The sequence below is a fragment of the Pseudoduganella rivuli genome (assembly GCF_009674485.1).
GTDB classification, from domain to species: domain Bacteria; phylum Pseudomonadota; class Gammaproteobacteria; order Burkholderiales; family Burkholderiaceae_D; genus Rugamonas; species Rugamonas rivuli_B.
The window spans coordinates 1-20,883 of record NZ_WKJJ01000001.1 but is presented as its reverse complement, the minus strand read 5'-3'; the positions used below and the strand labels follow the sequence as shown (position 1 = coordinate 20,883).

Annotated in this window: 22 protein-coding genes; 14 read left to right on the top strand and 8 right to left on the bottom strand. The window is 61.9% G+C overall.

All coding sequences use genetic code 11. The features are described 5' to 3' along the window. Positions 1–40 precede the first annotated feature (40 nt). Positions 41–994, bottom strand: coding sequence for a M14 family metallopeptidase (locus GJ700_RS00110; RefSeq protein ID WP_154370633.1), 954 nt, complete (start codon positions 992–994; stop codon positions 41–43). 39 nt (positions 995–1,033) lie between these two features. Here GJ700_RS00110 and GJ700_RS00105 point away from each other — a divergent pair, with 39 nt between their 5' ends. Then, the gene (locus GJ700_RS00105; RefSeq protein ID WP_154370632.1) at positions 1,034–2,221 is read left to right on the top strand and encodes an acyltransferase family protein; all 1,188 of its coding nucleotides are present in this window, start codon (positions 1,034–1,036) and stop codon (positions 2,219–2,221) included. Here the strand turns inward: GJ700_RS00105 and GJ700_RS00100 are convergent. The 3 genes from GJ700_RS00100 to GJ700_RS00090 all read right to left on the bottom strand — a co-directional run bounded on the left by GJ700_RS00100 (position 2,151) and on the right by GJ700_RS00090 (position 4,246). After that, complete coding sequence (locus GJ700_RS00100) at positions 2,151–2,609, bottom strand: hypothetical protein (RefSeq protein ID WP_229506702.1); 459 nt, start codon at positions 2,607–2,609, stop codon at positions 2,151–2,153. The genes GJ700_RS00105 and GJ700_RS00100 overlap by 71 nt on opposite strands. A 98-nt stretch (positions 2,610–2,707) precedes the next feature. Further along, positions 2,708–3,592: a pirin family protein gene (locus tag GJ700_RS00095; protein WP_154370630.1), complete on the bottom strand. Its 885-nt coding sequence runs from the start codon at positions 3,590–3,592 to the stop codon at positions 2,708–2,710. Between the two features lie 54 nt (positions 3,593–3,646). Beyond that, the gene (locus GJ700_RS00090; protein ID WP_154370629.1) at positions 3,647–4,246 is read right to left on the bottom strand and encodes an FMN-dependent NADH-azoreductase; all 600 of its coding nucleotides are present in this window, start codon (positions 4,244–4,246) and stop codon (positions 3,647–3,649) included. A gap of 130 nt (positions 4,247–4,376) precedes the next feature. Between GJ700_RS00090 and GJ700_RS00085 the strand changes: the two genes are divergently transcribed. From GJ700_RS00085 to GJ700_RS00070, 4 genes are read left to right on the top strand one after another with little or no spacing between them, the layout of a single operon-like run. Further along, on the top strand, positions 4,377–5,288 hold the full coding sequence (locus GJ700_RS00085) for a LysR family transcriptional regulator (protein ID WP_154370628.1): 912 nt from the start codon (positions 4,377–4,379) through the stop codon (positions 5,286–5,288). Then, positions 5,260–5,400 carry a hypothetical protein gene (locus GJ700_RS00080; protein ID WP_154370627.1) on the top strand — a complete coding sequence of 47 codons (141 nt, stop codon included), beginning with the start codon at positions 5,260–5,262 and terminating at the stop codon, positions 5,398–5,400. Before GJ700_RS00085 ends, GJ700_RS00080 begins: the two co-directional genes overlap by 29 nt. Next, positions 5,381–5,599, top strand: a complete 219-nt coding sequence (locus tag GJ700_RS00075; RefSeq protein WP_154370626.1) for a DUF7661 family protein — start codon at positions 5,381–5,383, stop codon at positions 5,597–5,599. The genes GJ700_RS00080 and GJ700_RS00075 overlap by 20 nt, the downstream gene beginning before the upstream one ends. Before the next feature lie 38 nt (positions 5,600–5,637). After that, entirely contained in the window at positions 5,638–6,501 is an 864-nt protein-coding gene (locus GJ700_RS00070) for a PhzF family phenazine biosynthesis protein (RefSeq protein WP_154370625.1), read from the top strand. 78 nt (positions 6,502–6,579) lie between these two features. Here the strand turns inward: GJ700_RS00070 and GJ700_RS00065 are convergent, their stop codons facing one another. Both GJ700_RS00065 and asd read right to left on the bottom strand, forming a co-directional pair. Beyond that, complete coding sequence (locus tag GJ700_RS00065) at positions 6,580–7,248, bottom strand: thiol:disulfide interchange protein DsbA/DsbL (RefSeq protein ID WP_154370624.1); 669 nt, start codon at positions 7,246–7,248, stop codon at positions 6,580–6,582. 33 nt (positions 7,249–7,281) lie between these two features. Continuing rightward, a complete protein-coding gene (asd, locus tag GJ700_RS00060) occupies positions 7,282–8,127 on the bottom strand; it encodes an archaetidylserine decarboxylase (RefSeq protein ID WP_371867761.1) in 846 nt (281 codons plus the stop codon). A 150-nt stretch (positions 8,128–8,277) separates the two neighbouring features. Here asd and GJ700_RS00055 point away from each other — a divergent pair, with 150 nt between their 5' ends. The 3 genes from GJ700_RS00055 to GJ700_RS00045 are packed head-to-tail and all read left to right on the top strand — an operon-like array spanning position 8,278 to position 11,995. Beyond that, positions 8,278–8,733 carry a hypothetical protein gene (locus GJ700_RS00055; protein ID WP_154370622.1) on the top strand — a complete coding sequence of 152 codons (456 nt, stop codon included), beginning with the start codon at positions 8,278–8,280 and terminating at the stop codon, positions 8,731–8,733. A 44-nt stretch (positions 8,734–8,777) separates the two neighbouring features. Continuing rightward, entirely contained in the window at positions 8,778–11,075 is a 2,298-nt protein-coding gene (locus tag GJ700_RS00050) for a GAF domain-containing protein (protein WP_154370621.1), read from the top strand. Further along, on the top strand, positions 11,072–11,995 hold the full coding sequence (locus GJ700_RS00045) for a LysR family transcriptional regulator (protein ID WP_154370620.1): 924 nt from the start codon (positions 11,072–11,074) through the stop codon (positions 11,993–11,995). The genes GJ700_RS00050 and GJ700_RS00045 overlap by 4 nt, the downstream gene beginning before the upstream one ends. A 24-nt stretch (positions 11,996–12,019) precedes the next feature. Here the strand turns inward: GJ700_RS00045 and GJ700_RS00040 are convergent, their stop codons facing one another. After that, on the bottom strand, positions 12,020–12,871 hold the full coding sequence (locus GJ700_RS00040; RefSeq protein WP_154370619.1) for an aldo/keto reductase: 852 nt from the start codon (positions 12,869–12,871) through the stop codon (positions 12,020–12,022). A gap of 116 nt (positions 12,872–12,987) precedes the next feature. Here GJ700_RS00040 and GJ700_RS00035 point away from each other — a divergent pair, with 116 nt between their 5' ends. The 5 genes from GJ700_RS00035 (at position 12,988) to GJ700_RS00015 (ending at position 18,246) form a co-directional block, all read left to right on the top strand. Beyond that, a complete protein-coding gene (locus tag GJ700_RS00035; protein ID WP_154370618.1) occupies positions 12,988–15,072 on the top strand; it encodes a TonB-dependent receptor family protein in 2,085 nt (694 codons plus the stop codon). 4 nt (positions 15,073–15,076) lie between these two features. Next, a complete protein-coding gene (locus GJ700_RS00030; protein ID WP_154370617.1) occupies positions 15,077–16,204 on the top strand; it encodes a PepSY-associated TM helix domain-containing protein in 1,128 nt (375 codons plus the stop codon). A gap of 220 nt (positions 16,205–16,424) precedes the next feature. Then, positions 16,425–16,718: an H-NS histone family protein gene (locus GJ700_RS00025; protein WP_154370616.1), complete on the top strand. Its 294-nt coding sequence runs from the start codon at positions 16,425–16,427 to the stop codon at positions 16,716–16,718. 195 nt (positions 16,719–16,913) lie between these two features. Next, positions 16,914–17,528 carry an LON peptidase substrate-binding domain-containing protein gene (locus tag GJ700_RS00020; protein WP_154370615.1) on the top strand — a complete coding sequence of 205 codons (615 nt, stop codon included), beginning with the start codon at positions 16,914–16,916 and terminating at the stop codon, positions 17,526–17,528. Between the two features lie 91 nt (positions 17,529–17,619). Further along, entirely contained in the window at positions 17,620–18,246 is a 627-nt protein-coding gene (locus GJ700_RS00015; RefSeq protein ID WP_154370614.1) for an FMN-binding negative transcriptional regulator, read from the top strand. Positions 18,247–18,314: 68 nt separating this feature from the next. On the opposite strand, the gene GJ700_RS00010 is transcribed toward GJ700_RS00015, so the two are convergent. Then, positions 18,315–19,268, bottom strand: a complete 954-nt coding sequence (locus GJ700_RS00010) for a DMT family transporter (protein ID WP_154370613.1) — start codon at positions 19,266–19,268, stop codon at positions 18,315–18,317. Positions 19,269–19,383: 115 nt separating this feature from the next. On the opposite strand from GJ700_RS00010, the gene GJ700_RS00005 reads away from it, so the two are divergent. Then, entirely contained in the window at positions 19,384–20,736 is a 1,353-nt protein-coding gene (locus tag GJ700_RS00005) for an erythromycin esterase family protein (RefSeq protein WP_154370612.1), read from the top strand. Positions 20,737–20,883 lie beyond the last annotated feature (147 nt).

The window sequence follows — 20,883 nt, the reverse complement described above, 5'->3', positions numbered from 1 at the left end:
CAAGCGATTGTAGCGTTGCAGGAAGGCCGCCGCCAGCGATTTAGAAGGCGCCGTTCGGCTTCGCCAGGTAGAACCACTCCGCGTTGGGCTTGGCGTTCACGTCCGGGAACAGCACAAAGCCGTCAAAGCCTGCCGTGACCGGCGTGCCATCGGCACGGCGGCCGATTTCATCGCCCTTGGCGACCTTGTCGAAGCTGGACCACACTTTGACGAACGCGTCGTCCGGGTGCAGGCGGTCGTGCACTTCCACCATCGACAGGTATTCCGTCCCGGTGACCGGCTGTGGCGCGGGCGCCTCGATCAGGCCCAGGTGCGCCAGCGTGTTCATGATGGCGCGGTACGCCACGTCCGGCGCTTGCGGGTCGGCGTGCTGGCCGCATTCCAGGGTCAGTGCATAGCCGCCCGTGGAGCGCATGAATTCCGTGGTGCCGACGCCGTAGCGCAGCACGGTTTCCACCTGCGAATCGTCGCGCAGGCGGCGCTGCACGCCGGCGCCATAGGTCGCCATCCAGCCGTCGACGAAGCGGTGCACGCCCAGGATACGGGCCATGGCGCGTTCTTTTTCCTCGTGCTGGAACGGTTGCAGCGCGCCGTCGTTGTTGCGCGGGCCGACCATGACGAAAGGCTGGCTTTGTGCATTAAACGAGTGCAAGTCCAGCAGCACATCGTGTTGCGCCAGCAGCGGGCACAGCCAGTTGGCGATGCGGTCTTCGAAATCCTGCGGGTTTTCGTTCGGGAACAGGTTGCGGTTCAGGTTGCGGTCGCCCGAGCGCTGGTTTTTCAGGTAAGCCAGCGGGTTGGTGACCGGCACGAAGGTGACGCTGCCGGCCGCGATACGCAGCGCGCCGCTGTCCAGCTGTTCCATTACCTTGAGGATGCCCTTGGTGCCGCAAGTCTCGTTGCCGTGCACGGCGCCGAGGACGATGAGTTTCGGGCCGTTACCCTGGCCGGTATAATTGACGGATTTGAATTGCAGTTCGCTGGCGGCAGTCATGTAGTTCTCCAAAGAATGGGCGCTATTCTAACCCACCATATGAAAGCCATAACTCCACTGCATCGCATTCACGGACTCGACACGCTGCGCGCGCTGGCGATCGTCCTGGTGTTTGCCAACCACCACCTGCTGTTCGTCAGCAAGGCATCGCCGTTTGGCTGGCTGGGCGAGATCGGCTGGATCGGCGTCGACCTGTTTTTCGGCTTGTCAGGCTACCTGATCGGCAACCAGATATTCGCCGCCATGCGCACGCAGGAAGGGCTGTCGCTGCCCGTGTTTTATGCGCGCCGCTTTTTACGCACGCTGCCGAATTTTTACGTGGTGCTGGCGCTGTATGCGTGCTGGCCATGGTTCCGCCATGGCGCCCCGATGCCGCCGCTGTGGGAATTCCTGACCTTCACGCAAAACATCAACCTGACGCCGGGCACGGCGTTTTCCCATGCGTGGTCGCTGTGCGTGGAAGAACAGTTCTATGTGCTGTTGCCGGCGGCGGCGCTGCTGATCGGGATGGTGCGGCGACCGCTGCTGGTGGGCTGGCTCGCGATCATCGGCGCGCTGGCTGGCGGCGCGGCGATCCGCGCATCGCTGTGGGACGATGGCATGGCGCAGCAGGGCGGTTTTCATTTTTATAACCTGATTTACTACGCGTCGTGGTGCCGCTTCGACGAACTGGTGGCGGGCGTGGCGCTGGCGCTGCTGAAGAATTACCATGGCGCCGCATGGACGCGCCTGACATCGCACGGTAACGCGGCCTTCGGTGTGGGCGCGCTGCTGTTCGGCCTGGCCTGCCGCGTGTTTTACGACGACCATTACGGCCATGGCGTGACGGTCTTCGGCTACCCGCTGCTGGCGCTGGCGGTGTTTGTTTTGCTGGTGGCGGCGCTCAGCCCTGGCGGGCTGCTGGCGCGCACCCGTATTCCGGGCGCGCAGTCGCTGGCGCTGTGGTCGTATGCGATTTATTTGCTGCACAAGCAGTTGTGCATCTTGCTGAAGCCGGAATTGCAGGAGCTGGGCTTGGCGCCGGATACGTCGGCGTCGACCGCCGTGATGGCGGCGGCCAGCATCGCCGCCGGATGGCTGTTGTACGCGGTGGTGGAGACGCCGTTCATGAAGCTGCGCGACCGGTGGTTCCCGGCCAATACGCGGCGTGCGCTTGTTACGGCCGCATTTCGATCACGTCGAACGGCGCCTGCGTATCGTCCGCCAGGAACGCCAGCAGGGCATTGACGCGGTACGGCGCTTCCTCACCGCGCGTACTGTCGATGGCGTGGCGCAGGCCCGGCATGCATTCCTGCGTATGGGGGCTGTGGAATGCCTTGATCAGCAGGGCGGCCAAGGGCGCGGCATCGTTGCGGCGGTTGTGGCGCACGCGCGCTTCGATCACGCCCAACAGCGCGCGCTGCATGCGCGGGGTCGGGTTCGTGATGTGGGCAAACACCAGCGGGGTGTTGGCGATCGCGTCGCAGATGCGGCGCTCCATTTCCTCGGGCTTCACATCCGACGCAATGTCGAAATACGCGGCAACCCAGCGCGTGCGCGCATACGCGTGCCCGGGCGGGAACGAATCGGCTGTCTCGAAGCCGCAAATCCGGCTCAGGTGCTTGAGCCAATCCATCAGTGCATTCATGCCGGCATTGTAATGGATGCGCACAAAAAAGAGCGGCCCTGGGGCGTTGCCGTCCCCAGAGGCCGATGGTGATCGTGGTGTGTTTGTTACGCGGTATGGGCTTCCTCACCCAGGATGCCGGCGCGGAAATCCTCCACCGCCTGCATCAGTTCCGCCTGTGTATTCATGACGAACGGGCCGTATTGGGCAATCGGTTCGTTCAGCGGCCGCCCCGCCAGCAGGATGAAGCGGGCGTCTTCGGAAGCCTGTACCTGCACGCCGTCGCTGTCGGCCGCATTCTCGAAGATGGCCATGCGGCCGCTGGCGACCGGCTTGCCGTCGATTTGCACGGCGCCCCGGTAGACGAAGATGAACGCGTTATGCCCGGCCGGAATGTGCTGGCTGAACGCCGCGCCTTGCGGCAAGGTCACGTCGACATAGACCGGTTCCGTCACGGCGCGCTGCACCGCGCCTTGCACGCCGTGACTGCCGCCGGCAATCACGCGCACGCTGGCGCCGGCGTCCGTCGTGAATGACGGCACCTGTTCCGCCGTGAAGTCGCGGTACCACGGCTTGCACAGCTTGTCTTTCGCGGGCAGGTTCAGCCACAACTGAAAACCTTCCATGCGGCCTTGTTCCTGTTCCGGCATTTCCGAGTGGATCACGCCGCGCCCGGCCGTCATCCATTGCACGCCGCCGTTGGCCAGCAGCCCCTCATTGCCGGCGCTGTCGCGGTGGCGCTTGCGGCCTTCCAGCATGTAGGTCACGGTTTCAAAGCCGCGGTGCGGGTGGTCGGGGAAGCCGGCAATGTAATCGTTGGCAGTGTCGCTGCCGAAGTTGTCCAGCATCAGGAACGGATCGAGGCGGCGCTGCAGCGTGTTGGTCAGCACCCGGTTGATTTTGACGCCGGCGCCGTCCATCACGGACTGCCCCTGGATGATGCGCTCGATGGCGCGCGGGTGGCGGACAGTTTCTGTGCTTACGGTACTCATGGTCTTGCTCCTTGTGTTGGACAGCCGGGGCGCCGGTGGCGCCCTTGTACTCAATTAAACCAGGATGGCGTTGATTTGCTCGTCCGCGTCGGCCTGCGCCTTGGCGACGGCGTCCGGGCCCAGGCCCATGCCTTCCGCGTAGACGAACTGCACGTCGGTCAGGCCCAGGAATTTCAGGAACACTTTCAGGTGCGGTTCCTGCGTATCGGTCGGACCGTTACGGTGCATGCCGCCGCGCGCCAGCGCCACGTACACTTTCTTGTTTTCCAGCAGGCCGACCGGGCCGGTCGCCGTGTATTTGAAGGTCACGCCGGCGCGGGCAATCGCGTCGAACCACGCTTTCAGCTGCACGGTGATGCCGAAGTTGTACATCGGCGCGCCAATCACGATCACGTCCGCCGCCTGTACCTGGGCGATCAGCGCATCGTCCAGCGCCACACGGGAGGCCTGGGCTGCGGTGCGCTGGTCGGCCGGCGTGAACAGGGCCTGCAACGTCGCTTCATCCAGTACCGGGTGCGGATCGGTGGCCAGGTCGCGGCGCGTCACGGTGGCGCCGGCATTGGTGGCGGTCAGTTTGGCGACGATGGCGTCGGCAATGCGGGTCGATTCGGAACCGGTGCTGCGGGCGCTGGAGTTGATTTGCAGGATGTTCATGTGGATCTCCTTGGTGTTGGTTCGTGATTGTTCGATTGATTGCTGCGATGGGTGTACTTTACCAATTCCAAAAATGAAGAAAAAGACGGTAAAATGGATAACATTCGTCCATAAATGGAACAATTGAGCGATGGCGATCGATCCCAACGATTTACTGCTGTTTGCCCGCATCGTCGAATGCGGCAGCATCAGCCTGGCGGCCGACCGGCTGCAATTGCCGAAATCCACCGTCTCGCGCCGCCTGTCGCTGCTGGAAGGCGTGCTGGGCGAGCGGCTGTTGCAGCGCACGACGCGCAAGCTGGTGCTGACGGAATTCGGCGCCAGCCTGCTGGATCATGCGCGCAAGGTGGCCGAAGAAACCGAAGCGGCCGGCGCGCTGGCACAGCACCGGCAACAGGCGCCCAGCGGCTTGCTGCGCGTGTCGATGCCGGGCGACTTCGCCAATTACGCGATGGACCGGGTGCTGGCGCGCTTCCTGCAGCAATATCCGGCGATTTCACTGGAACTGGACTTGTCACCCCGGCGTGTCGACCTGGTGGCGGAAAATTTCGATCTGGCGATCCGCATGGGCGCCTTGCCGGACGATTCGACCCTGGCCGCGCGGCCCGTCGCCATCAGCCGTATCGGCTTGTATGCGGCGCCGTCATACACGGCAGTGCATGGCTTGCCGGAACATCCGGACGATTTATTCAAACATGATTTGCTGAGCTTGCCGAAGGCGCACAACGGCATGACGCGCTGGACGCTGCACCGGGGGAAGACTGAATGGCAACGCGAACTGCCGGTGCGTATGATGGCGAATTCGCCGGAATTGCTGGTGCGGATGGCGTGCGCCGGCGCCGGCATTGCGCTGGGCACGGAATTGTTTGCCCGCAAATTCCTGCAAAGCGGTGAGCTGGTGCGCATCCTGCCGGAATGGTGCATACCGGCCGTCACGGGATGGGCCGTGTTCCCGGGGCGCCGGCTGATGCCGGCCAAGACGCGGGCATTTCTGGATATGCTGGAATCGATGAATGAAAGTGGAGAAAAAATTGGCGAGTGAGGTGATCCGGCAGGCATTGGTCAGCGATATCCCGGGCATGACTGGCACCGACGGCGGCGATGTTTTGATGGAGTTATGCAAGAGAGGCGCCGATGGCGGAATACCGATTTAATGTATTTGGCAAACTGGTGCTGATCCGTGGCAGCGCCGGCGCATGGGAAGCGTTTTATCCGGGGCCGGACGGCAAGCGGCGGCCTGCGGATTTCATTGTCCCGGGCGATATCGCGGAAGCCGATTTGCTGGAATACCTGGCCGACCTGTTTCATGAACACGCCACGCCGCGCAACCATTCCGTCACGCAGCTTCCCTGAGGCGGGGCGGCTGAAAATAAACTCATCCAGGACCACACATGAACAATGGAACACTTTACCGGTTGTCGGCATTCTCCAAAACGCCTGACGGCGGCAACCCTGCCGGCGTTTGGATCGGGGAAACGCTGCCAGCCAGCGATGTCATGCAGCGAATCGCGGCGGAAGTCGGTTATTCGGAAACCGCGTTCGTGGCGCCATGCCGGGGCACGACGCGCACCATCCGGTACTTCAGTCCCGAGAGGGAAGTGCCATTTTGCGGCCATGCCACTATCGCCACTGGCGTCGCTCTCGGCGACACCGCCGGAGATGGAATCTATACGCTGGAGACCACCGTTGGCGATGTGCCGGTGACCGTCCGGTCACGGGACGGCTTGCGTGAAGCCTCGCTGACCTCGGTCAAGCCGGCATATAAGCCCGCGCCCGATGCGCTCGTCCGCGAAGTGTTGTCGTTGCTGGGCTGGGAATCAAGTGAACTGAACCGGGCGATCCCGCCCGCCATGGCCTTTGCCGGCGCCTGGCACCTGGTGCTGGCTGTTTCCGACAAGGGGAGGCTGGCCGCGCTGGAATACGACTTTGACCGGCTCAAGGCGGTGATGCTTCGTGAAGGGATCACTACGCTGCAACTCGTGTGGCAAGAGCGCCCTGACGTTTTCCATTCACGAAATCCATTTCCGGTCGGAGGTGTCATCGAAGACCCCGCTACCGGCGCTGCGGCGGCCGCACTTGGCGGATACCTGCGGGACGCCGGTCTGGTTTCCGTGCCCGCGACGATTCTTATACGCCAGGGCGAAGCGATAGGACGGCCGAGCCGGATTGTGGTTGATATTCCCGCTGCTGGCGGGATTGTCGTCACCGGCACCGCGGTGTCGATATCCGAGTTGCCGGGTCTGTTGCCAGGATGAGTTTTGCATCCGGGGTGCATGCTGGAAACGCAGCCGACGCCGCGGCAAGTCCCGGGCGTGGTTGGCCGCGATGGCAGTCTACTTCGCCATTTCCTGCTGCGCCTTCTGCACCAGCGCATCGACCACCTGGAACGTGGCCGCGTCCAGCGATGCGCGCGGCACGTCCGGGTTCTTTTCCATCACCATCGATGGCGACGTCAGGTAGCGGCCGTTGACCACCAGGGTCGGCGTGCTGTCGACGTTGTAGCTGCTGAGCAGTTTGTCGAGATTGCGCAGGCGGGTCTGGACGCCGAACGAGTTGTACGCGTCGAGGAACTTCTGCTTGTCGATCCCCTGCTTGACAGCCCACGCGATATTGTCGTCGTCGCTGCGCAGGCGCTGGTGTTCCACGTGCCACGTGTGCAGCACCTTGTCGTGCATGGCGACATCCAGTTGCAGCGCTTCCAGCGCCAGGAACAAATGCGCTTCCGGATCATTCTGCATGTGCGGCATGTGGATGCGGCGGAAGTTGATGGCGTCGCCCTGTTTTTTCACCCATGCGGCCAGCGCCGGTTCCAGCGCATTGCAGGCGGGGCAGTGGTACATGAAAAATTCGATGACTTCGACTTTCTTGCCGGCCGGCGCCACCGGCATCGGCGACGCCAGCGTGGTGTATTCCGCGCCGTTGCGCGGTGCGGTGGGCGATGCCATGGCCAGGCCGGCCGACAGCAGGGCAGCCGCCATCATGGCGGCACGGATCATACGCATAGGAAGTCCTTAACGAACGGATTGACGAACGGATTAGCGAAGGTTGGCCATGGTCTCGCCCAGCCGCACCGGGCCGGCGGGTTGCCAGGCGTCGTTGAAGTGCAACTGGTCTTTCGGGAACAGCATGACGACGGTGGAACCAAGCAGGAAGCGGCCCAGTTCATCGCCTTTTTTCAGCACGATGTGCTGGTCGTCGTAAGTCCATTCCTTGACGTCGGCATGGCGTGGCGGATTCACAACGCCATGCCACACGGTGGCCATGCTGCCGACGATGGTCGCGCCCACCAGCACCAGCACGAACGGGCCGTTGGCCGTGTCGAACACGCACACCACGCGCTCGTTGCGGGCAAACAGGCCGGGGATGCCGCGCGCCGTGGTGGGATTCACGGAGAACAGCGAGCCGGGCACATAAATCATGCGCGTCAGGCGGCCGTCGCACGGCATGTGGATGCGGTGGTAATCGCGCGGGCTCAGGTACAGGTTGGCGAAGCTGCCGTGGCGGAATTTCGCGGCCAGCGCGGCATCGCCGCCCACCAGCGCCGTGGTGGAAAAACGGTGGCCCTTGGCCTGGAAAATCTGGTCGTCGTCGATGGGGCCGAACTGGCTGATGCGGCCATCCACGGGACAGATGAAGTCCGCCTTGGCCAGCGGACGGGCGCCGGGCTTCAGCGCGCGCGTAAAGAATTCATTAAAACTGTGATAACTCGCGATGTCCGGATTGGCCGCCTCGGCCATGTTGACGTCATATTTGCCAACAAACCAGCGGATCAGGCGCGTGGTCATGGCGCCGCCTTTGGCACCGGCAACGCGGCCGGCAAAGTTGGTCAGCGCCCCTTTGGGCAGCAGATATTGCGGTAATACAGCAAGGCGGTCGGACACAGTTATGCTACCTATCAATATAGATGAATACGCATTATAACGGCGTGTTTGGTCTGTGGAAAAAAATTGCAAAAGCATCTGCTTTGCTGGACGTGAATGGCCAGCGGGCGGGGCCATGACTCGGTCATGCCTGAATGGTATGATTGATGCATGACAAAGAACGCTAATTTACTCACGGCACCAGAGGAACCCGATGCGCTGCACCTGGCGCTGTCGGAAGTGCGCATGTTGCAGCGGACCATCATGGAATTGCGTTCCGAGTTGGAGTTGGCGCACCACGAGCGTGCACGGCAAGTGCAGGATGCGCTGGCCACGTCGCACAATGAAGTACAGCAGGTGCGCGCCACCGTGATGACCTTGCGCGACGCGCTGGAGCAATCGCGCGCGGAGCGGGAAGCGGCGTTGAAGTCCGCGACGGCCGGAGCGCAGGCGGAAATTACGCAGTTGCGCGAGACAGTGGCGGTGCTGCGGTCGGAACTGGAGCGGGTCACGCGCGAGCATGGCGAAGCCATGCAGCAAACGGCCACGGCCCACCGCAGCGAAGTGTTGCAATTGCATGAAACCATCCGCGCGTTGCGCGATGTACTGGAAGCAAGGCAAGCATAGTCGACCGCATGAACTTTATGGACAAGAGCGCGCTCGAGCCGCGCATGAAAAAACCTGACAGCGCGCCCGCCAGTGCGGGCAGCGCCGCCGCCAGGGCCGGCGCGACAACGCGCCGCCTGCGCCAGGTGGAACTGTTGCTGGAAGTATCGCGCCGCATGGCGGCCTTCGATACGCTCGATGAAATCCTCACGGCGCTGGTGGAAGTCACGACGGAAGAACTGGGCGCGGAACGGGGCACGCTGTTCCTCAACGACGCGGAAACGGGCGAGCTGTTTTCGCGCATCGCGCAGGGCGAAACCCAGCGTGAAATCCGCTTTTTGAACACGTCCGGTATTGCCGGCCACGTGTTCACCACCGGCGAACCGCTGATGATCGCCGATGCGTACGCCGACGGCCGCTTCAACCGCGCGATTGACGAACAAACGGGTTTCGTGACCCGCAACATCCTGTGCGTGCCGATCCGCACCTTCAAGGGCGAGATCATCGGCGTGTCGCAAACGCTGAACAAGCGCAAGGGCAAGTTCACGCGCAACGACCTGCAATTGCTGGAAGCGCTGACCACGCAAGGCACGCTGGCGCTGCAAAGCGCGCGCTTCCTGGAAAGCATGAAGAAAGTGCGGCGCCAGGAAATGGAATTCATCGACGTGGTGTCGGAAGTGACGGCCGACATCAAGCTCGGGTCGCTGCTGCAGCGCGTGATGGGCGAAGCCACGCGCCTGCTGAACGCCGAGCGTTCGACCTTGTTCCTCAACGATGAAAAGACCAACGAATTGTGGTCCGAAGTTGGGCAGGGGCTGGAATCGATGCAGATCCGGCTGCCGAATTCGGCCGGTATCGCGGGCGCCGTCTTCACGTCCGGCAAAACCATCAATATCCCGTACGCTTATGCCGACTTGCGCTTCAACCCCGCGTTCGACAAGCGCACCGGCTACTTCACCCGTTCGATCCTGTGCGTCCCCATCGTCAACAAGAACGGCAAGACCATTGGCGTGACGCAGGTGTTGAACAAGCGGGGCGGCCCGTTCACCAGCGAAGACGAATCGCGGCTGCGGGCGTTCACGGCGCAGATTTCCATCGCGCTGGAAAACGCCAAGCTGTTTGCCGACGTCCAGCAAATGAAGAATTACAACGAGGCGATGCTGGAATCCATGTCGAACGGCGTGATCACGCTGGACGGCCAGGAAAAAATCGTCACGTGCAATGCCGCCGGCCTGTCGATCCTGCGCGCCGACGCCGCCACCATGCTGGGCCGCTCCGCCAACGAATTCTTCACCGGGCCGAATACCTGGGTGGTGGATAAACTGCGGCAAGTCGAGGAAAACCAGTCGGCGGGCCACATGATGGACGCGCCGCTGATCGTGGGTGACGAAACCATTTCCGTGAACTTTTCCGTGCAGCCGCTGCTGTCGGTGGAAAAGAAGCGCATCGGCTGGATGCTGATGCTGGACGATATCTCCGGCGAGAAGCGCCTGAAGGCCACCATGTCGCGCTACATGGACCCGAACATCGCGGACCAGATGGTGGCCAACGGGGCCGAAATGCTGGGCGGTAAAAACGTCACGGCGACCGTGCTGTTTTCCGACGTGCGCAAATTCACCACCATCACGGAGCAGCTGGGCGCGCAGGGAACGGTGGCGCTGCTCAACGAATACTTCACGATGATGGTCGATTGCATCCAGCGCGAAGAGGGCATGCTGGACAAATTCATCGGCGACGCCATCATGGCGGCGTTCGGCATTCCGGTGCCGCACGAGGACGACCCGGACCGCGCCGTGCGCACCGCCATTGCCATGATGCGCGAACTGCGGGCCTGGAACCTGCCGCGCATCCGCGACGGCAAGCTGCCGCTCGATATCGGTATCGGCTTGAATTCCGATTCCGTGGTGTCGGGCAATATCGGATCCAAGAAGCGCATGGACTACACCATCATTGGCGATGGCGTGAACCTGGCCGCGCGGCTGGAATCGGCCTGCAAGCAATATGGCGCGCACATCCTGATCAGCGAATTCACGTACCGCGCGCTGCGCGGCACGTACCGCGTGCGCGAACTCGATATCGTCGTGGTGCAAGGTAAAACCAAACCCGTGTCGATTTACGAAGTGATGGATTTCCACACCGAGGACACCTATCCGCACCTGATCGACGCGATGGGCTTGTTCCGTAATGGCGTCATCAATTACCGCAAGCAGAAATGGGCGGCGGCGCGCCAGTCGTTCCAGGAAGTGCTGGCGTTAAATCCCGACGATAAAGCGGCGTCCATGTATATCGACCGCTGCGACCGGCTGGAGGCGAATCCGCCGCCGGAAGACTGGGATGGCGTCTATATCATGCAAAGTAAATGAAAATCCCCCGCAGTACGCTCGAACAATGGCAGGTGCTGCAAGCCATTGTCGATTGCGGCGGTTATGCGCAGGCGGCCGACGCGCTGCACCGCAGCCAGTCGTCCGTCAGTTACATGGTGGCGCGCCTGCAGGAACAACTGGGCGTGGAATTGCTGGAAATCGATGGCCGCCGCGCCAGGCTGACGAAAAATGGCGAAGCGCTGCTGCAACGGGCCCGCAGGTTATTGGACGATGCGTTCCAGCTGGAAGAATTTGCCCGCAGCCTGAATGACGGCTGGGAATCCGAATTGCGTTTTGCCGTCGACAGCCTGTTTCCTTCCGAATTACTGGTGCGTATCCTGCGCGAATTCGAACCACTGGCCCGGCATACCCTGGTCAACCTGGCGGAAACCATCCTGTCGGAATCGGAAGACGTGTTGCGTGAAAAGCGCGCCGATATCGTCATTGCCAATTATGTGCCTGCGGGTTTTTTAGGCGACGCTTTGCTCGATATTGAATTCGTTGCCGTCGCCCATCCTGATCATCCGTTACACGGATTGGGGCGTCCGCTCAATGAAGACGATTTGAACCGGCATTTACATATCGTGGTGCGCGATGCGGGCGTGCTCAATCCCCGCGATTATGGCTGGCTCAATTCCACGCAGCGCTGGACCGTGACCAGTCCCGCCACCCGCAGTGAAATGGTGAAGGCGGGGCTGGGTTATGCGTGGATGGCCACGCACAAGATCGCAGGGGAACTGGAACGGGGCGAATTAAAGGCGCTGCCTTTGCGCACCGGGCAAAAGCGCAAACTCACGCTGTCGCTGATTATTGCCAATACGGAGCGCCCGGGACCTGCAGCCTGCCAGCTGGTGCAAATTATCCGCTCCGTGATTGCCTGCCATTGCAAGGATAAGGGCGGCGGCTGTCCCGCCATATAAAACCAACGCCGAATCAGCGCCGAATCACCTCATATCCAGCGGCGTGCCTTTGCGCGGTCGGGGAAAACCTTTATCCAGCTCGGCCAGGTCGTCCGCCGTCAGGATAATGTCCGCCGCCTTGCGGTTCAATTGCACATGGTCCGGGTTGGACGATTTCGGAATCACGATCACCTGGTCTTGCCGCAGCAGCCATGCCAGCGCGATTTGCGCCGGGGTGGCGGAGTGCCGTTCCGCCACCGCGAGCAGGCTGCGGTTACCCAGCAAGACACGCTGTTCGCCCGGCGTCGACGATTCCAGCGGCGAATACGCCATCACGGGAATATTGTGCTGCTGCGACCACGGCAACAGATTCCATTCGATGCCGCGCCGCGTCAGGTTATATAACACCTGGTTGGTGACGATGCCGTCGCCGCCATCGAGCGAACGCGCTTCTTCCATGTCGTCCAGGTCGAAATTCGACACGCCGTAATCGCGGATCTTGCCCGCCTGTTTCAGCGCCTTAAAACCATCGAGGGTTTCCGCCAGCGGCACGGAACCGCGCCAGTGCAGCAGGTAGCAATCCAGGTAATCCGTCTTCAAACGCTTCAGGCTGCGCTCGCAGGCGGCCTGCACGCCCTTGAATGTCGCATTGTGCGGATAGACCTTGCTGACCAGGTAAACGCTGCCGCGCCGGCCGGCAATGGCGTCGCCCACCACTTCCTCCGCGCCGCCATCGCCATACATTTCCGCCGTGTCGATCAAGTTCATGCCCAGGTCCAGCCCCAGTTGCAGGGCGCGCACTTCGCGCTGGTGGTGGGCGTCGTTCTCACCCATGTTCCACGTCCCCAGTCCCAGGGACGGCACGGTACGGCCGGATGACAGTTGCACGGTTTTCATAGTGGCTCCGATTCAGTGGCGGTTACACGATGTTACACGATCGTTACCATTCTGGTAATTGAGAACAATTCTCATTATGACTATAATAGTTTCTTTATAAAATAATTTCGCCACTCATGTACAACGTTCCCGCCTTACGCCGCAGCGCTATTGCCGCCGCCTGCCTGACCCTGATTGCCGGCGCCGCCTGCGCGCAGCAGAGCGACACCACGGAGGCGACGGTGGAAACCGTCCAGGTGACGGGCAACTGGCTGGGTTCCGGCCAGCGCAGCGTGAAGAACTTTGGCGGCGCGCGCACGGTGGTCAAGCGCGACGATTTCCAGTTGACGGGCGCGGACAGCATCAGCGACGTGCTGCGCGCCGTGCCGGGCGTGCAAGTCACCGACAATTCCTCGTCCGGCGGCAGCGCGATTTCCCTGAACATCGGCGTGCGCGGCCTGGAGGGGCGCTATTCGCCCCGTTCCACCATCCTGCTGGATGGCGTGCCGCTGTCGGTGGCGCCGTATGGCCAGCCGCAACTGTCGTTTGCGCCGGTGTCGCTGGCCAACATCGACGCCGTCGACGTGGTGCGGGGCGGCGGCGCGGTGCGCTACGGCCCGCAAAACGTGGGCGGCATCATCAATTTCAAGACCCGCGCGATTCCCGAGCGCGACACCGCCATGGATGCGTCGGTGCGTGTCAACAAGTATGACGGCGGCAACAGCGCGACCATGGCCAGCGCCTTCGTCGGCGGCCGCATCGATGGCGGCCTGGGCGTGGCGATGATGTATTCCGGCCTGGAAGGCGACGGCCCGCGCGTCCACAACCGCGACAAGGTCAACGATTTCGCGTTGAAGTTCTCGTATCCGCTGAGCGCCACGTCGGAAGTCAACGCGAAGTTTTCGTATTTCGACGCGTATTCGGATACCCCGGGCGGCCTGACGCGGGCCCAGTACGATGCCGACCCCCATGGGGCTTTCCGCAGCGTCGACTCCTGGAAGGGGCACCGCAAGGGCCTGGATGTCAGCTACGTCAATACGCTGTCCGATACCCGCGAAGTGGAAGTGCGCGCGTATTTCAACCAGAGTTTCCGCCAGAGCTTGCTGGCCAACGCGCAAGACGCGAGCCTGACGCAACTTGCCAGCAGCCCGCGCCATTACAACGTGGGCGCGATCGAGCCGCGCTACACGCAGCGCTTCACGTGGGGCGGCATCCGCCACGACGTGACGGCTGGCTACCGCTACCTGCAGGAGCGCGCCGATGAAAAGAACATCAATTTCGTCGTGGCCGGCAGCGTCCGCTCGGAAACCCGCAATTCGGAAAACAGCACCGACGCCCATGCCGTCTATGTGGACGACCAGATCGCCTTTGGCCAGTGGCGCGTGACACCCGGCCTGCGCTATGAAAACATCGACATGGGCCGCTATAACGTGCTGACGAAATTCAGCCAGTCGGTTGGCAACACCAAGTTGCTGCCATCGGTGAACGTCGCGTACCTGCTCGACAAGGCCACCACGTTATTCGCCAACTACAACACGTCGTTTGGCAGCATCCAGCATTTGCAGTTGAACCTGCAAAGTTCCGCCGATGCGTTGAAGCCGGAAACCGCGAAGACGGCTGAACTGGGCGCGCGCTATGCGGCCAATGGCTGGCAACTGGACGCCACGCTGTTCAACCTGGACTTCTCGAACCAGATCGTGTTCGTCAATACGGCGCCGGTGTTTTACCAGAACCTGGGCAAGACCCGCCACCGCGGCCTGGAGTCGCGCGCCGAATATGCTTTCGGCAACGCCTTCGGCGGCAAACTGGCCGGTCTGTCCGTGTATGGCACGTTTGCGTACACCAAGGCCACGCAAGGGCAGGGCAAGTATGCGGGCAATGACGTGCCGTTCTATTCGCGCATCGTCGACACCGTGGGGGCGCGCTACAAGATCGGCAACGTTGTCGCCGACATCGGTTCCACCCACCAGTCCAAACAATATGCCGATGACGCCAATACCGTGGCGGAAAACGCCAGCGGATCGCTGGGCCTGATCGGTGGCTACCGCTTGTGGAATGCCAGCGTCACCTATGTGATCCCCGGCGACCAGCGCGTTGAAATCCAGGCCGGCGCGACCAACCTGGCCAACAAGAAAACGTATACCCGCACCACGGACACCAACCTCGGCATCCTGCCGGGCGCGCCGCGCATGGCTTACGTGACGTTGCGCACCGCGTTCTGAGGCCATGCCGCCCGCACTGCGCCACCTGCTGACGTCCCTGCACCGGTGGGCCGGCTTGACGCTGGGCTTGCTGTTCGTGCTGATGGGACTGTCCGGCACCTTGCTGGTGTTCGAGCATGACCTCGATGCCGCACTGAATCCGGCCCTGTTCCGGGAAGCCGCCGCCTGTACCGGCACGCCGCAGGCGGCGCTGGCCGCAGCAGCCGTGCAGGCGCGTTGGCCGGGCGCCAGGCCGGGCTTCGTGGCGTTGCCGGAGCGCGCCGGCGGCGTGTACCGCGTCACCTTCAAGGCGCCGGGCGTGACCGATAACGAAGCCATGGTCGACCAGTGTGGCGCCGTGCTGGGCAGCCGCAACCGGCAGGCGGGCCGGTTCGACGCGCTGCACCTGATGCCCACCTTGCAGACCTGGCACCTGAATATGTTCCAGGGAAAAGAAGGCCGCATGGCGCAAGGCTATATCGGCCTGGCGGTGGCGCTGTTAATGCTCGCGGGCCTGGCACTGGCATGGCCTAAATCCGGCAAGGGAATACAGAAATGGCGCCGGGCATTGCACGTTAATCTGAACCAGCACCGTTATCGCACCCATTACGATTTACACCGCGCTGCGGGCCTGTTGTTTCTGCCATTGTTATTGGTGCTGGCGTTGACGGGCTTTTATAACGGCTTGCCGGAACTGGGCCGTTCGCTGGCGGCCAACGTGGCGCCGGTGGCGACGGACCGCCGCGCACTGGCGCTGCCTGCACTGGAAAAAGGTGAAGCGGCAATAGGGTGGAACGACGTGCAGGCTATCGCCGTACCGTATATGACAAACGGCGTCGAATTAGTGGCCATTGCCCGCCAGCCCGAACGGGGTTTATATCAGGCCCGCCTGCGCCGGGCTGACGACTGGCAGCGTACCGGTACTTACCGTTTATTTATCGATATGCGGACCGGTAAAGTCCTGCAGATATTCAATCCACGCGCCGGTGAATATGCGGATACCTTCCTTGCCACGCTATTCCCATTGCATTCAGGTCAACTGGGCGGACCGGTGGTGAAATGGCTGATTGCCTTTGCCGGATTGCTGCCCGCGCTGTTCTTTTTTACCGGCATTACTACATGGTTACTGCGCAGGAAAAAGCGCAAGGCATGAATCATAAGTTTCGTCTACGCAATTCCCTTATTTTCTTTCGCGGCGTTGTACGATTTTCGCATCATGCAACGGATATGCGCACGATATTAAAATTGACTAGAATAAGTGTGTCTTCTTATGGTAAATTGCGTTATTGAATTCTCACTGATTGTCACACTGGTTTTTCTCGCAACCGTGGGCCAGTCGGAAAATTCGCCCACCAATCATTAAGGAAGCAGAGATGACTACTTATCAGGAATATCAGGCAAAGATTGCTGAACTCCAGAACCTGGCTGAAAGCGCTCGCAAAGAGGAACTGAGCAAAGCCAAGGAACAAATCGCGACGATTATGCGCGAATACGGCCTGAGCCTGGCCGATCTGGCTGGTGTTGGTAAACCTGCTAAAACCCTGAAACCGCGCGCACCGGTTCCAATGAAATACCGCGATGAAGCCACTGGCCAGACCTGGACCGGCCGCGGCCGTGCTCCAAAGTGGCTCGAAGGTAAAAACAAGGACGACTTCCTGATTAAATAAGCCGTCCACTTGCAACGCCGGCAATCCGGCGCAGGCAAGGGAAATCCGGCATGGCCCCGCGATGGGCTATGCCGGATTTTTTTTGTGCGGCTGGAACAGGTGACTTTCGTGCTGAAAGGCGACAGTTCCGGCCCTGAAGCATGAATTTCCATCACGCGGCAGCCAAATTTCCGCGAAGACGTGCGAAGATGAAACATGCACGAGATTCCATTATTCCCGCTCAATACCGTGCTTTTTCCGGACGGTCACCTGCCGCTGCAGGTGTTCGAAGTGCGCTATCTGGACTTGATCCGCAAATGCATCGCCAATGGTGACGAATTTGGCGTGGTGGCCTTGTTTGCCGGCGATGAAGTGCAGCGCCCGGAACAGCATGAAGAACTGGCGGCAGTCGGCACCATGGCGCGCATTACGCAATGGAGTTCGCCCGTGACCGGATTGCTGCAAGTTACCTGCATCGGTACGCAGCGCTTCCGCATTGAATTGGCGGAACAGTTGAAACATGGCTTGTGGATGGGCGAAGTGGAAATGCTGGAACCGGACATGAACTTGCCCGTGCCGGAAGAACAGCAGGATGTGGCCGACGCGCTGGCCGCGATTATCCGTTCGCTGGAAAAGCGCCAGATGCCGCCGTCGCAAATGCCGCTGCGACCACCCTATAAACTCCATGATTGCGGCTGGGTCGCCAACCGCTGGTGCGAATTGCTGCGGCTGGGACTGGAACATAAGCAGCTCATGATGGCCCAATTGAATCCCGTGCTGCGGCTGGAGTTGGTGCAGGACGTGTTAAGCGAAAACGGCTTGCTGACCTGATTCCCGCCTGGCTCCAGAAAATCCACCGGCTGTGGCTCTCGTGATAGCGCCACCGGCCCGTTATACTTGAATTTTAAGTAACGGAGCCGCCATGTATTGCCAGCCCCAATTCAAGCAAGACGATCCCGCCATCCTGCAGGCGCTGATCCGCAGCCATCCGCTGGCCACGCTGGTTGTCGCGTCGCCGTCCGGCGTCACGGCGGATTTGCTGCCATTTGTCCTGTATCCGGATGAAGGCGAATACGGCGTGCTGCGCGCCCATGCACCGCGCGCCAATCCCGTGTGCGGCGCCTTGCTGGAGGGGGCGGAATGCCTGGTGGTGTTCCAGGGTCCGGATGCTTATGTCAGTCCGTCGTGGTATGCCAGCAAGGCGGAAACGCACAAGGTGGTGCCGACGTGGAACTTCACGATGGTGCAGGCGCGCGGCAATGCGCGGCTGGTCGATGACGGCCAGTGGCTGCGCCGCCAGCTCGATGATTTGACGGACGCGCACGAGGCGCGCATGCCACAGCCGTGGAAAGTCGCCGATGCGCCCGCCGATTTCCTGGAATCCATCTGCCGCGCCATCGTCGGCATTGAAATCCCGATTAGCGCGATCGCAGGCAAGTGGAAAACCAGCCAGAACCGCAGCACGGCAGACCGCGCCGGCGTCACCGCCGGCCTGCAACAGCATGGCGAAAGCGCCATGGCCGCCCTGGTCGCGGCAACCCTGGCATAAACCCCGTAGGTCGGTTTCCGCCCCAGGCGGAAGCCGACATGCCCGCACAGCTGCGAGCGCCAGCGCGATCAGCCCCCGTGCACCTCTTCCTCCAAAGCATGCACCCGCACCGACCACAGCACGCCGCAAGTCAGCAGTACAATCGCGGCCACTTCCAGCAACCGCGGCCACTGCTGCTTGTAGATAAACCCATACAACAGCGCAAACAGCGTCTCGAATAAAATCAGTTGCCCGGACAGCGTGACGGGCACGCGGCGGCTGGCAATATTCCAAAAATGGTTGCCGATCACGGACGCGCCCAGCGCCAGCAAGCCATTGGTGATCCAGAATGCGGTCCAGTCCCGTCCGCTGGCGGCGCCGGCCGCGCCAGTGATGTCGGCATGCCAGATGGCGAAGGCGATACCGCCCAGTACCAGTGCAATCAATCCGCTGGACAAGCCATACAGCGCCGACCATTCCGCGCTGCTGAAGTGGTGGTGCTGTTTCAGGTAGCGCGCATTGTCCAGCGTGTACCAGCTCCAGCACGCCAGCGCCCCGGCGGCGCACAGCACGCCCAAGGTGGTGTGCCACAGGCTGCCGCCAGCCGCCTGCGCATGGGTAAACACATCGATATTGATGCAGGCAATGCCGGTGGCCGTCACCAGCAGCGGCATGGCCAGCTGGCGCAGCGGCACGGCGCCGTGGTCCTTGCGGCCCATCAGCGTGACGGAAATCGGCAGCACGCCGATGATCAGCGACGTGGGCGCCACGCCCGCCAATTGCACGCCCAGCGCCAGCAGCATGTAATAGACGATGTTGCCGGCCAGCGCGTGCCGGACCAGCGCCAGGCAATCGCTGCGGTCCAGCCTGCTGATTAGCCTCTTTATGCGTGGCAGCATCAGCCCCAGCGCGATGGCGCCATACGCGGTATAGCGGCCCACGGCCATTTCCACCGGCGTAAAGGCGGACAGCAGTTCCGGCACGATAAACACCATACCCCACATCGCCCCCGCCAGCAGCCCGCACGCCACGCCATTCCACATGATTCAGCTTTCCATTTTGCAAGGGCGCTAGTGTCTCATATGCCACGGTTTCATGCGTGAGCCGTGCGACGCGGCGGGCGTGGCGCGGGTAGCATGATTCGCGGGAGGAGCCGCCATGACCGATACCGCCACCATCGACGCGCTGCGGCGCGAAGCCATCCCGCTGGCGCTGGATGAACATTACAGCCACGTGCTGGAATGCATTGGCGACGCGTCGCTGGTGCTGCTGGGTGAAGCCACCCATGGCACACAAGAGTTTTACCGGCTGCGGGCGGAGATCAGCAAGCGCCTGATTGTCGAGGCGGGGTTCGATGCGATCGCGGTCGAAGCGGACTGGCCCGATGCACTGCGCGTGAGCCGCTATGTGCAGCATGGCGCCACCGAGGACAGGTCGCCGGAGCAGGCGCTGTCCGGCTTCCAGCGCTTTCCCCAATGGATGTGGCGCAACACGGAAATCGTGTCGCTGGTGGAATGGATGCGCGCCCACAATGCCCACGTGCCGCAGCCCGAGCAGCGCATCGGTTTTTACGGGCTGGACCTGTACAGCCTGCACGCGTCGATGCAAGCCGTGATCGACTATCTCGACGAATCCGACCCGGCAGCGGCGCGCCGTGCGCGCGAACGGTATGCGTGCATGGAACACGCGTCGCCGGATCCGCAGCATTACGGTTATGCCGCCGCGTTCGGGCTGCGTGCGGATTGCGAAGATGAACTGGTGCGCCAGTTGCGGGAAATGAATGCGGAAGCCGCCGTGTACGTGGGCAGCCCGGGCGGCGCCGTGCCCGATGAACTGTTTTATGCGCAGCAAAATGCGCGGGTGGCGAAAAACGCGGAATCGTATTACCGCGCCATGTTCCAGCGCGGCGATGCGTCATGGAATATCCGCGATACGCACATGGCGGACACCCTGCAGGCGCTGCGCGCCCATCTGAACCGCCGGCCGGGGCGCAAGCCCGCGCGCATTATCGTGTGGGCGCACAATTCGCACCTGGGCGATGCGCGGGCGACGGAAATGGGCGAACGCGGCCAATTGAACCTGGGGCAACTGGTGCGCCAGAATTACCGGCTCGGCGAAGCGTTCCTGATCGGCTTTACCACGCACACGGGTGTTGTCACGGCGGCGGGGGAATGGGATGGCGATGCCGAGTTGAAACCCGTGGCGCCGTCCCGCATCGACAGCATCGAGCGCGTCATGCACGCGGTGGCCCATGGCATCGGTGATTTCCTGCTGCCCATCACGGGCAACCGCACGGTACAGGCGCGCATGCCGCGCGACAAGCTGGAGCGGGCCATCGGCGTGATTTACCGCCCCGACACGGAGCGCCTCAGCCACTATTTCCACGCGGATGTGACACGCCAGTTCGATGCGCTGATCCACGTCGACCGCAGCAATGCCGTGCAGCCGCTGGAACAGTCGGTGCTATGGCACAGGGATGAATTGCCCGAAACGTATCCGTCCGGCCTGTGACGCCAAACCCGTAACGCCACCCCCGTAGAACCTATGATGTAAAAGAAAGAGCCGTCGGCATAACGATTTCCTAAACTGGAGGTGCTAACCAATCCAAATAAGGGGATCATCATGCAAACGGCTCAAACTCATTTTACGTCGATTGAA